The sequence below is a fragment of the Bacillus sp. AK25 genome (assembly GCF_048270685.1).
In the GTDB taxonomy this organism is placed as follows: domain Bacteria; phylum Bacillota; class Bacilli; order Bacillales; family Bacillaceae; genus Bacillus; species Bacillus altitudinis.
Genome location: NZ_JBLUWC010000001.1, coordinates 997099 through 1009646, shown reverse-complemented (window position 1 = coordinate 1009646; position 12548 = coordinate 997099). Strand labels below are relative to the sequence as shown.

12 protein-coding genes are annotated in these 12548 nt (G+C 41.8%); 6 read left to right on the top strand and 6 right to left on the bottom strand.

Going from position 1 to position 12548, the window contains the following annotated elements; all coding sequences use genetic code 11:
• Nucleotides 1–113 precede the first annotated feature (113 nt).
• Entirely contained in the window at nt 114–392 is a 279-nt protein-coding gene (locus ACNO7B_RS05145; RefSeq protein ID WP_025207101.1) for a barstar family protein, read from the bottom strand.
• Between the two features lie 62 nt (nt 393–454).
• Nucleotides 455–1624 carry an MFS transporter gene (locus ACNO7B_RS05140; protein ID WP_017360232.1) on the bottom strand — a complete coding sequence of 390 codons (1170 nt, stop codon included), beginning with the start codon at nt 1622–1624 and terminating at the stop codon, nt 455–457.
• 143 nt (nt 1625–1767) lie between these two features.
• Here ACNO7B_RS05140 and ACNO7B_RS05135 point away from each other — a divergent pair, with 143 nt between their 5' ends.
• Nucleotides 1768–3207 (top strand): PLP-dependent aminotransferase family protein, encoded by a 1440-nt coding sequence (locus ACNO7B_RS05135; protein WP_181566834.1) that lies wholly within the window; start codon nt 1768–1770, stop codon nt 3205–3207.
• A gap of 30 nt (nt 3208–3237) precedes the next feature.
• Here ACNO7B_RS05135 and ACNO7B_RS05130 read toward each other — a convergent pair whose 3' ends face one another.
• From ACNO7B_RS05130 to ACNO7B_RS05120, 3 genes are all read right to left on the bottom strand, one after another.
• Nucleotides 3238–3720 (bottom strand): hypothetical protein, encoded by a 483-nt coding sequence (locus tag ACNO7B_RS05130; RefSeq protein ID WP_046343108.1) that lies wholly within the window; start codon nt 3718–3720, stop codon nt 3238–3240.
• A gap of 301 nt (nt 3721–4021) precedes the next feature.
• A complete protein-coding gene (locus tag ACNO7B_RS05125; RefSeq protein ID WP_417901267.1) occupies nt 4022–5128 on the bottom strand; it encodes a D-TA family PLP-dependent enzyme in 1107 nt (368 codons plus the stop codon).
• A gap of 143 nt (nt 5129–5271) precedes the next feature.
• Nucleotides 5272–5850: a competence protein ComK gene (locus ACNO7B_RS05120; RefSeq protein WP_017366958.1), complete on the bottom strand. Its 579-nt coding sequence runs from the start codon at nt 5848–5850 to the stop codon at nt 5272–5274.
• Between the two features lie 289 nt (nt 5851–6139).
• Between ACNO7B_RS05120 and ACNO7B_RS05115 the strand changes: the two genes are divergently transcribed.
• A complete protein-coding gene (locus ACNO7B_RS05115; protein WP_008348804.1) occupies nt 6140–6376 on the top strand; it encodes an IDEAL domain-containing protein in 237 nt (78 codons plus the stop codon).
• 58 nt (nt 6377–6434) lie between these two features.
• Here the strand turns inward: ACNO7B_RS05115 and ACNO7B_RS05110 are convergent, their stop codons facing one another.
• Nucleotides 6435–7295 carry an SDR family oxidoreductase gene (locus ACNO7B_RS05110; RefSeq protein ID WP_046343106.1) on the bottom strand — a complete coding sequence of 287 codons (861 nt, stop codon included), beginning with the start codon at nt 7293–7295 and terminating at the stop codon, nt 6435–6437.
• A 142-nt stretch (nt 7296–7437) separates the two neighbouring features.
• Here ACNO7B_RS05110 and ACNO7B_RS05105 point away from each other — a divergent pair, with 142 nt between their 5' ends.
• The 4 genes from ACNO7B_RS05105 to ACNO7B_RS05090 all read left to right on the top strand — a co-directional run bounded on the left by ACNO7B_RS05105 (nt 7438) and on the right by ACNO7B_RS05090 (nt 12535).
• Nucleotides 7438–8970, top strand: a complete 1533-nt coding sequence (locus tag ACNO7B_RS05105; protein WP_417901266.1) for an FAD-dependent oxidoreductase — start codon at nt 7438–7440, stop codon at nt 8968–8970.
• Between the two features lie 25 nt (nt 8971–8995).
• Nucleotides 8996–10357, top strand: a complete 1362-nt coding sequence (locus ACNO7B_RS05100) for a globin-coupled sensor protein (RefSeq protein ID WP_370539267.1) — start codon at nt 8996–8998, stop codon at nt 10355–10357.
• A 61-nt stretch (nt 10358–10418) separates the two neighbouring features.
• Nucleotides 10419–11003: a histidine phosphatase family protein gene (locus ACNO7B_RS05095; RefSeq protein ID WP_417901265.1), complete on the top strand. Its 585-nt coding sequence runs from the start codon at nt 10419–10421 to the stop codon at nt 11001–11003.
• A 386-nt stretch (nt 11004–11389) separates the two neighbouring features.
• Nucleotides 11390–12535 carry a serine alkaline protease SapB gene (locus ACNO7B_RS05090; protein WP_039962807.1) on the top strand — a complete coding sequence of 382 codons (1146 nt, stop codon included), beginning with the start codon at nt 11390–11392 and terminating at the stop codon, nt 12533–12535.
• Nucleotides 12536–12548: the final 13 nt, after the last annotated feature.

Sequence of the window (12548 nt, the reverse complement as noted above, 5' to 3'; positions counted from 1 at the left end):
CATTATCAATTAACGGCAGTTCATATATTATCATATTTAGTGAAATATTCAATAGTAGAATGAGAAAGGGTGAAAACTGCATAAAAAAACAGCTTTTAGGATCAGCTGCTTTTTTACACTTCAATATTCAATTGAAACTGCCCTTGCAGTTCCTCTTCAGCCTCTTGAAATAACTGCCGCAAATTCTCTGCATAATCACCAAGCTCGTCTTTGCTTGCTTGATAATGAATCCATGTAAGCTCTACAGGCAAGCTCACTTCTCCTGTTAAACAGTCCCAAAGGGCATCAAGATTTTTCCCGTAATGATCAGGAAGTTGTAACACTGTTTTTAGTTGATCATGAAGCTCCTCTTGTGATCTGCACATCGCTCCATTTAGCTGTACTTTTTTCATTTCCCTCCCCCTCTTCTGTCTTTATTTTAAACGAATTGGAGAGGAAAGAGAAAGAATCCATTTCACTTTTGCCTCTCTCTGAAACTTAAACTAAACAAGATCAGACAGGCTGCCAGCACGAGCATGAAAAAGAGCGTTAACACTGTCTGAGTACCGTACATATCAGCAAAGAGACCAACGAACACACTTGGTATGCCAAGACCTAGATACGCAAACAAGTAATATCCAGCAACGGCTCTAGCCGCTTCCTTCTTCCCTTTCTCAACAATCAGCTGGAGACCGCCTAAGTAAGTAAATCCATAGCAAGCTGTGCCCGCTAAAAGAGTTCCAGCAAGGACAAGGAATATAGACCCGCTATTAGCACCGAATAACAGCAGGCCATATCCGCACGGAAGACAAATAAAACCGATACGAAGCGCTGCACTGCTATTCATCTTTCGGACAAAAGGCTGCATCAGAACACCTGCCATATTAATAAAAAACAGCGCCGGGCCTACCCACAATTCATAGCCATTTAATTTAAGCTGTGCTGGCAAAATCGAAATGACAAGACCGCACACAGACCATGCGATAGCAATGGCTATGTTCGCAGGCATTGTCCCTTTTGGAAACCTCGGCATGTTCATGAGCGGTTTACTTGCATCCCCTTGTACAGGCGGCACCAAAAAGAATACAGCAACAATCGTCAACATAATCAAGACCAACACAATCCAATAGCTAAGAGGCGTCAGTGACACTTGCTCAAAAGAAAGAATCGCTGTAAAAAGAGCACCTCCACCAAATCCAATTGAACTGCATAATGCGATAAACGTTGGGATCCAGCCCGATTTCTCTGGATATAAAGCAATCAAGTAGGCAGTACATGTGCCAACACTTAACCCAAGTCCCACTCCTTGCAGCAGCCGGGCGACAAAGAGCATTTGTATGGTAGGATGCACGATCATGAGCAGGGTGGCACATAATGAAAAGCAAAGAGCGATCAATAAAATCGGTTTTCGTCCAGCCCGGTCAGACATGCCGCCAAGTAACAGTAATACTGGAATCAGTCCGAAAACATACGCAGCAAACACAAGGGCTGTTGACGCCTTTCCGTATCCTGCCTGCTCTGCATATTCCGTATAAAGAGGGACTTGCAGGTTCACTGCTGTTGTAATCATAAAAAGGCTAAATAAAACGAACACAAACGGAATCATGGATAGCTGTGCTGTTTCTTCTTTTGATGCAGGAATCATGGGACTCTCTCCTCTGTGTAAATGATATGAACCAGTGTACACATCATTTGGATTTCTTCCCACATCCAAAAATGAAGCTATTGACCAGTCCATAATTCCATGTCATCATCAATGATGACATGACAAAGGAAAGAAGGTGCACTGTGTACATTCATTTAGACCGTTCCAGCTCTACCCCGCTCTGGCAGCAAATCGTCAATGGCATCATTCAAAAAATTCATACAAACACACTGAATCCTGATGATCAGTTGACTCCGACAAGAGTATTAGCACAAGAGCTCAACGTATCTCGATCCACCGTACAGCTTGCCTATGATGAACTGCTAGCAAGAGGCTATGTCAGCACCTCTAGAAGAGGCGGGACAAAGGTCATTTCAAGTAATCACTATGCTGCTTCTCCCCCACATCAAAACGAACCGCCTTTTGCACTTCCGACAAGACCTCACTTTGACGAGGCTGAAAAACAAATGGATCACTGGCTCTCGGCCAATCAATTTCATGACACACTTGAGATTGATTTCCGCCATCAAGAACCAGCCATCGACGACCATTTTCAAAACATATGGAAACGCTCGCTTCTAAAAGCACTACAGCGCTTAAATATGAAGGATTGGGGCTATTCTTCTCCGCATGGATTATGGGAAGTGCGTTCTGAAATTCGCCAATACTTATCGGTTGAACGCGGCATTGATATAGAAGAAGACCAAATGGTGTTAACAGGGGGCACACAGCAAGCCATTGACTTGATTTCACAAGTCATGCTCAAAAAAGGAGATACAGTCGCTGTTGAAGATCCTGGTTTTCCTGGAGCTAGGTTATCCTTTTTACATCGCGAAATGACTATTTACCCCGCACCAGTCGATGAAGAAGGAATGATGGTGAATACATTGCCAGAACGTACAAAGCTGATCGCTGTAACGCCCTCTCATCAGCGGCCAACCGGTGTCTGTATGAGCGTCAATAGAAGACGGGAGCTGCTGCAGTTTGCTGCGAAGGCTCAATCTTACATATTAGAAGATGATTTTGATGGGGATTATCGTTATCATGGCGGACCGCTTCCTTCTTTATTTTCAGAAGCACCCGATCATGTGATCTATATTGTCAGTTTTTCCAAGGTGCTTGCACCAGGCATCCGCCTTGCTGCCATCATCGGCTCCAAAGCAGTCATCAAAGAAATCGCTGCACTGCAATCACTTATTCAAAGACAGCTGCCGATCATGGAGCAAATCACTCTTGCCTCTTTTTTCAGAGAAGGCGAGTTTACGCGATATGTCAGGCGGATGAGACAGATGTATAAAAAACGGCAGGCAGCGATGATGGATGCTCTTTTGACACATCACTTTGACAAACACTTCCGTTTATATGGAACCGATACAGGCCTTCACGTCTTTTTGGAAGGAACATCAGACTTTGATGAACAAGGTACGATTGAGGCCGCAAAAGCGGCAGGTGTCGGCATTTATCCATTAAGCCCCTATTGTTATGAAAGCAAAAGGAAAGGGTTGCTGCTTGGTTTTGCCTGTACGGATGAAGCCATGATTCAAGAAGGTGTACGCCGATTAAAGCAAACACTGCACATCTAAAAAAGCCTGGAAGTCTCTCTTCCAGGCTTTTCATTGTGATTGCTGAACGTTTCCTACTTCTTCAATGAAAGAGGCTGTCTCTTGCAATCCATCTTGAAAATATTGAGTGGCTGACATAAACAGCTTTTCTTGATCAGGACGCTTCAACAGCTGCTCTACCTTGCTCATTCCTTTTTCAAATGAAGCAAGACCTGTCTTTAATTGTTTGTCTGCCTTTTGATACACAGCTGGCACTTCTTGATGAGTAAGCCCTTTTTGAATGACACGGTCGAATGCTTTCGTTGCTTTTGTCAATTTTTCATTGACTTGAATTTTTCCATGTCCATCCGAAATAAATTGATCGGTCATGTTTTCATATGCTTCATTTAACTCATCCATATAACGCTGAACCCATTGTTCATACGCAGCTTCTTTTGTGTTTTGTTTTGAAGGCGGCTGACCTGCTTGATTGCAGGCCGTGAGTAGTGTCACTGTCACGGTAAATAGCAGCATCAAATGCCATCGTTTTTTCATACACGGCCCCCATTTCTCTTTCCCATTTGTTCATATCGGTCAAATATGATCAACTTTTACCTCATACGAACACCTTGCAAGAAATGACTTATTTTTATTGTAACAGACCGCATGTATCACTTCTGTGATTTATGCGGAAATGAATGAAAATCCTTCTAATGGTTCACATTTCCCTGCCATTTCATGATGATACAGTCAATAGACGACGAGAAAGGCACATTTGGTTTCAATCTAATTCATCTTCGCCATTTTTTCTCCAATAAAAAAGACCCCTTTCGGCGCCTTTTATGATCCTACCCATTTATTGCAGCTTTCCTTTACAAGCAATCTCCAGCTCTTCTACCACTTCGCCATCTTGAATGAGGTATGCTTTTTCATGAAGATTCACAGCAGGACAGATGTGATTCGGAATAATTTGCACCTTCTCACCGATCTGTACACTTTGACGAAAGCCTTCATGATAGATAATGGCATGCTCGTCAAATACGCTTGAAACAAATACATCATCATATTCTTTCACTTTGCCTAAGCCCTCTGTTTTGGTCAGCCCTTTTGTACGTGTTTGTGCCGTCAGCCCCTTGGCCCCTACATCTGTAATCACCCGGCGCTCTGTCGGTTTACTAATGACCGTTGTCAGCACAGATGCTGCACAATGTGAATATGTGCCGATTACATTGGACTGGGAAGCGTCCATCAAGATGTATGTGCCTGGCCGTATTTCTGTGACTCCTTTTGGAATATCAAATTGAAATAAAAATGGCGGTGTTGATCCAATACTGACGACCTCTAGCGGCATACCAGCTTCTTCTGCAATCTGCGCAAAACGGAGTGTTCGATTTACAGCCTCCTTGTATAATGTCCGGCAATGTGCTTTACTTTCCGCTTGATACGTATGACCATCATGAGAAAAAATCCCCTTTAAATGAACGGCATCACTTGTTTGAATCGCCTCTAATATGTGGCAGAAATCACGTTCTTCAATGACACCAGACCTTCCCTCTCCAACCTCTATCTCAATTAAAACCTCCGCTTTTTTCTCTGATTCACAAAAGACTTGCTCAATCTGCTTCACATGCTCAACACAATCTATACCGAATGAAATCTGTATCGACTCTGCCAGTTTACGAATCCGCTTGAGTTTAGTCTCACCTACAATTTGATTGGCGATAAAAATATCCTTGAGCCCATGGGCTGCCATTACTTCAGCCTCTCCTACTTTCGCTACCGTAATGCCAGATGCACCTTTCTCTTCCTGCAGCTTGGCAAGTGCAGGCGTTTTATGCGTTTTCGTATGAGGGCGCAATTTGACATGCTGACGGTCTGCGTATTGCTGCATCGCCGCTACATTCTCCATCATCACCCTTTTATCAATGAGTAGTGCCGGCGTATCCAGCTCTTCATACATCATCCCCATGACCCCTTTCATTGTATAAAAAATTATACGATATAGATAAATTATATATTTTTTTATACGATAATCAATGGTTTTTTCTGCAAAAAAGTGATGGCAATGAGTAAGCAGTCCAGCGGCTGTCTGCCGCTGATCTCTCACTAATAACGATTACGAAGTTCTCTTAAGATAAAATCATACACAAGGTTGAGCTGCTGTTCCTTTGGATACAGCATAAATTCTTGTTTCTTAGGAAGACCTCCATCAAGTCGATCTTGAAATTTCGTTCGAAGATACGCTGTTCGGTGTACCTGACTCTCAAATGACTTATATGAGACATCTAGTTTGACCGATTGCTCATTTGTAAAAGTAACAACCGTGTCTCCGAGGGATGATTCCTGAAAGATATGAATGTATTTGTGGGAGATCCATCCGCATTGAGGGCGGTTGGATGAATAGGTTGGGAAGAAATACAGATGATTGGATGAGTCAATCACGATGGGAGGCTTGTGGGAAATTCCTGTTACTTCGTATGTTCCCGCTTTTCTGCCTGCATAGCTTGAGCCAAAGAACCTGCAACTGCGTTCTATAATTTGCAGCGGCTTTAATTCAACGTAAAAGCTTGTCTCTCTTTCGATCACTTTTGAATATACTCGTTTTCCTTCTTCAACCGGAAGGACCGCCATTGTTGTTTGATTAATGACGTATGAATCTAATGGTGTTTCACTAATTCCTGACACTTCATTTCCTCCTGTGTTAATTTTTGGTTATTTTAGATACTATTAATCTATCACCAACGTATAAGAAACGACAGGATTTTTTCAATATTTATTTAAAATCATCTTTTTATCATATTTTTTAGTACATTCGATCTATCTAAAAGCCATTTTTAAAGATATATCGTATCTTGTCGACTGGACAAGGGGTGTCGATATGGCTCAAAAATAAATTGTCTAAAAATTATAAATTCTTGTTGATTTTTTCTCCGCCAATCCATATACTATAAAAAAGGCATCGGGGGGATTCTTTATGAAAGAGAAAAAAACGTATGCTGAGCTCATGAAGTCCCGCAACACCCAAAAAACCGAAGAGAATGGCGTTACTATTTTAGACATTTATATTCAAATGGTTTTAGATGAGGCGCTTTATAAACAGCGCTTAACCTTCCTTAGAGAAGAGATTGACAAGGCGCTAGATCAGCGTGATGAAAAGCGTTTTAATGACCTGTCAGCTCAATATGCAGAACATTGCTTACATCAATCATGATGATTTTACTTGCGGCAGAGAGACAGAAACTTGTCTCTTTACCGCAAGTTTTTTGTTTTTATCCATTTAATATGGTTCCGCCATTCACATGAATCATTTGTCCATTCATATAAGAAGAGTCTTCGCTCGCTAAAAATAAATAACTCGGCGCTAACTCTACTGGCTCACCAGGCCGCTCCATTGGGACATCGCCACCAAATTCAGACACTTCCTTTTCCGTAAATGTGGATGGAATCAGCGGTGTCCAAATCGGTCCAGGCGCTACCCCATTTACCCGAATCCCTTGTTTGATAAGAGATAGAGATAATGATCTTGTAAACGTTACAACCGCCCCTTTTGTCGATGAATAATCAATTAAGGTTTCATGACCTTTATAAGCAGTGACCGATGCTGTATTAATAATACTGCTTCCTTTCTTTAAATGAGGGAGCACCGCTTTTGTTAAATAGAACATGGCAAAGATATTCGTTTGAAATGTCCGAAGAAGCTGGTGAGAAGTAATCTGTTCAATGCTTTTTTGCGGATGCTGTTCACCTGCGTTGTTGACCAAAATATCAATCGAACCGAAAGCATCTTTTGTTTGTTTGACGACCTCGTGTGAAAAAGCTTCATCCCCTAGGTCACCTGCTATTAAGATGACGCGGCCTCCCATCTTTTCAATATAGTCCTTCGTTTCTTCCGCATCACGATGTTCATTCAAATAAACAATTGCTACATTGGCTCCTTCTTTCGCAAATAAGACAGATACTGCTCTTCCAATCCCGCTGTCTCCACCTGTGACAATCGCCGTTTTACCTGTCAGCTTTTTGCCTTGCACCTCTCGATCAAAGATAGGTCTAGGGTTCATTTTATATTCAAGTCCTGGACGTTCGTTCTGATGCTGAGGCGGTAACGTTTTCTTTGGCTGCTTTGTTGACACGTCAGTCCACTCCTTCCTTTTTATCTCGTTTATTTTTATGTGTTGCTCATTTTTTTATGTATTTCGCTCTTGTTTCCATTAAAATGTATGATTTTCAGCATCGTGGAAAAATTATACACAACAAGTGACTGGAGGCGACAACATGGAACAAGAACATAAAGGATCGGAACAAGCAAAGTCGTTATGGCTAGCTGATAGTGAGAAGCCCTCTTTTCCTACTGTCAGCGAAGATCTTACAGCAGATGTCATTATTGTCGGTGCTGGTATTACCGGTATCGCTACTGCATTTGAAATGACAGAACGCGGACTGGATGTCATCATCATAGATGCTGATCAAGTATTGCAAGGAACCACCGGACATACAACAGCGAAAATTACCTCCCAGCATGATGTGTACTATCATGAGCTGATTCAGCATATTGGTATGCCGAAAGCCCGTTTATATGTAGAAGCAAATGAAAAAGCAAAGGAACTCATCCAAGCACGTGTGAAAGAGTATGACATTGATTGTCGTCTTGAGGTAAAAGATGCTTACCTTTATACAACAGAAGAAAACGGCGTCAAAAAGTTAAAGAAGGAATTAGATGCGTACAAACAGCTCGGTATCGATCGAGAATGGAAAACAGCGCTCCCGTTTGATGCTGGCATCAAGGCAGCCCTCGCCATGACGCAGCAGGCACAATTTCATCCTCTTCATTATCTTCATGCACTGATCGATCAGCTCATTGACCGAGGCGTGCGCATATTTGAACAGACAACGGCAGTCGATGTAAAAGAAGGAAAACACCCTGCTGTTATCACAAAAAGTGGCCATCATCTGATGGGGCGCTCTATCATTTCATGCTCACACTTTCCTTTTTACGATGGCAAAGGACTGTATTTCACGCGAATCCATCCTGAGCAATCTTATGTCGTCGCAGCCAAAACAAAAAAACCGCTCCCAGACGGCATGTACTTAGGAATTGATCAGCCTGCCCATTCATTAAGAACGGCGAAATTCCATGGAGAAGATGTCGTGCTCATCGGTGGACAAGGCCATAAAACCGGACAAGGCGGAGATGAATCCGCACACTATGAAGCACTAGAAAAGTTTGGTGAAGCGACCCTTGGTATAACGGAAGTCCTTTACCGTTGGTCCACGCATGATATGGTCACAATGGATCAAATCCCTTACATTGGCCGCCTGACATCACATCATTCGAATATTTTTGTGGCAACAGGCTTTAGAAAATGGGGCATGACCACAAGCCACGTAGCAGCGACACTGATCGGAGATTTGATCGAAGGAAAATCCAATCCTTACGAATCCATCTTTACTCCATCAAGACTCGTGTCAGACGCATTCGTAAAAGACTTTATCAAAGAAAACACCAATGTTGCAGCAAAGCTGATCAGCGGTAAATTAAAGCGAGCTGATCAAACAATTGATGATTTAAAACCGGGTGAAGGCGGCATTGTATCTTATGAGCACAAAAAATGTGGCGCTTTTAAGTCAGAGGACGGCGATATCTTTCTTGTCGATACAACCTGTACTCACTTAGGCTGCGAAGTCGCGTGGAATAATAGCGACCGCACGTGGGACTGTCCTTGTCACGGGTCTCGTTTCTCCATTACGGGAGAAGTAGTAGAAGGACCGGCTAAAAAACCACTAAAAAGGTCATATAAAGAACAGTAAAATTTCACTGTTTCCCCTTTAAAAAATCCAATATTATCCGATAAAAAACATAAAGTCTGATATTTTTGATGATCATGGGGGGACAAACACATTGTTATTTAAAAAAGAGAGTAAAAAGAAAAACACTGCTTTTTTCACACAGCAGGATGATGGGATAAAACGAATCAATTTTCCGGAGAATACGGACATTGCCAAACAAATTAAAATGATTGATTTGACGCAGCAAGACCTTTTTATCTTGAAACAGCTAAATCCAATCGTTCAAGATGAAATTGAACATATCGTCGATAAATTTTATAAAAACCTAGAAGTCGAGTCTTCCTTGATGCACATCATTCAAGATAACAGCTCAGTCGAGCGTCTAAAGAAAACACTACGCATTCATATTAGTGAAATGTTTGCCGGTGTGATTGACGAATCTTATGTGGCCAAAAGAATTAAAATTGCACAAGTTCATTTAAGAATTGGACTTCAGCCTAAATGGTATATGGCAGCCTTCCAAGACCTATTGCTATCCATTATGGATTTATTTGCCCAGCATATCCAAGATTTCAAAGAATATCAGACGGCAGTGAAAGCTACGACGAAAATTTTAAATCTAGAGCAACAGCTTGTCCTAGATACGTTCCAAAATGAATACTCTAAAGTTCGTGATGAAGCAGAACTACAGCAAAAAGAGCTTCATACAAAAATTACAGAAACATCTAATTCACTTGCTTCTCTCTTCTCAAACACAACAAATGCAGTGGACAAACTTGTATCAAAATCTGATGAGATGGCGGATATGTCACAGGCTGGCACAAAGATTTCAGCACAAGTTGAAGAGAAATCAATTGGCGGTAAAAAAGAGTTAGAAATTCAGCAGACGCAAATGAACCAAATTGACGGCAGTATGACAAAGATTGAAACAGAAATTAAACGCTTAGAAGAAATCGCAAAACAAATTGAACAAATTTTTGGGATCGTCACAGGTATTGCGGAGCAAACGAATTTACTATCTTTAAACGCTTCAATCGAATCAGCTCGAGCAGGTGAACATGGCAAAGGCTTTGCAGTCGTTGCAAACGAGGTTCGCAAATTATCAGAGGATACAAAGAAAACGGTTTCAACTGTATCTGAGCTCGTCAACAACACAAATTCACAAATCGCCATTGTGTCACAGCATATTGCTGATGTGAATTTACTTGTGACAGACAGTAAAGAAAAAATGACCCAAATCAACTCGCTATTCGATGATATCGTCAGCAGCATGAACTTAAGCAAAAACCAAAACGGAAAAATTGAAATAGATTTGCAAACATTCCTAAACGAATTGAAAGAAGTCAAACAAACAGTGTCCCAAGTGGCAAGTTCGGTCGAGTCCTTAACGAGTCTGACAAATCACTGATCCAGTCATTCTTCTTCTGTTTTAGTATAATAGAGGAAAAGATAGAAAAGGCGGGATTTGATTGACAGCAATTTGCCTAGTCAGACACGGTGAAACCGATTGGAATGCAGCAAAACGAATTCAAGGACGAACAGATATCCCTTTAAATGACACTGGTAAATGGCAAGCGAAACAAACCGGTCTTTACTTAAAAGATGCCCACTGGGATGTTGTCATTTCCAGTCCGCTATCAAGGGCAAAAGAAACAGCTCATTTGATTTTACAGCATGTACATGCACCGCTCGTGATCATGGACGATTTTATTGAACGAGATTTTGGCGACGCTGAAGGCATGTCATTTGAGGAACGTCAGAAGCTGTTTCCAAATAAACAGTATCCAAATATGGAACCACTATCGGCACTTCAAGATCGAATGCTAGAAGGTATTGAAAAGGTGAGAGCAACCTACCCAGATCAACGGGTACTCATCGTAGCACACGGTGCTGCCATCCATGCCTTACTCACCGCACTAGCTGACGAGCATCTGGGTATTAAGGATAAAAGACTTGAGAATGCCTGCTTAAATTATGTGGAATGGACAGATGGTGAATGGAAGGTGAACGATTACAACGTGGTCAGCCATTTAACACAATCTGCCCCTTCTTAAAGAACCTGTTTTCATAGCAGGTTCTTTTTCATGTCAAAAACAATGATAAAATAATATTTTTTTATATCGAAATTCGAAATAGATGATAGCCTTTTCTACCTATTTTATGGCATTTCGGGTATCGAATGTTTATCCTCAAATGGATCATGAGAAAAAAAGCACGATTCCTTTTTAATAGAAAACCATTGGAAATATAGAATAAACATATTTTACCATCATTTCCAAGTGACTTAATTCCCTATTTTTCGCTAGGACTTCCACAAAAATTCGGGTCTACTCTTATTTGCCTACCTCTATTAAACTGAAAATACAGAATAATCAAACGGATCATTCTTATAGACTACGGATGATTATTCTGAAATAAGAAAAAGGGATGTGGAATGTGCGTGAAAAAGAAAAATGTGATGACAAGTGTTTTATTGGCTGTCCCTCTTCTGTTTTCAGCAGGGTTTGGAGGCTCGATGGCAAATGCCGAGACTGCCTCAAAGTCAGAAAGTGAAAAAAGCTATATCGTTGGCTTTAAAGCTTCTGCCACCACAAACAGCTCTAAGAAACAAGCAGTGACACAAAATGGTGGGAAATTAGAAAAACAATACCGCCTCATTAATGCTGCACAAGTGAAGATGTCTGAACAAGCCGCAAAAAAACTTGAACACGACCCTAGCATTGCTTATGTAGAAGAAGACCACAAAGCAGAAGCATATGCACAAACCGTCCCTTATGGTATCCCTCAAATCAAAGCTCCAGCCGTACACGCTCAAGGTTATAAAGGTGCTAACGTCAAAGTAGCTGTCCTTGATACTGGAATCCACGCCGCACACCCTGACTTAAATGTTGCAGGCGGTGCTAGCTTCGTCCCTTCAGAGCCAAATGCCACACAAGACTTTCAATCACACGGAACTCACGTAGCCGGAACCATTGCTGCCCTTGATAACACGATTGGTGTTCTTGGGGTTGCGCCAAGCGCCTCCTTGTATGCCGTTAAAGTGTTAGATCGAAACGGAGATGGACAATACAGCTGGATTATCAGCGGTATTGAATGGGCTGTTGCCAATAACATGGATGTCATCAATATGAGCTTAGGCGGCCCAAGCGGATCCACAGCGCTTAAAAATGCTGTAGACACAGCGAATAACCGCGGAGTAGTTGTCGTTGCCGCAGCAGGGAATTCAGGTTCCACTGGCTCTACTAGCACCGTTGGCTATCCTGCAAAATATGACTCTACAATTGCTGTTGCCAACGTGAACAGCAACAATGTCAGAAACTCGTCCTCTAGCGCAGGTCCTGAATTAGATGTTTCTGCACCTGGTACATCGATTTTAAGTACAGTACCAAGCAGTGGATATACATCTTATACGGGAACATCGATGGCATCTCCTCATGTAGCAGGAGCAGCAGCGCTTATCCTCTCTAAGTATCCGAATCTATCAACTTCTCAGGTTCGTCAGCGCTTAGAAAATACGGCAACACCACTTGGTAATTCGTTCTATTATGGAAAAGGATTAATTAACGTTCAAGCAGCTTCTAACTAAAATAAGTGTGACA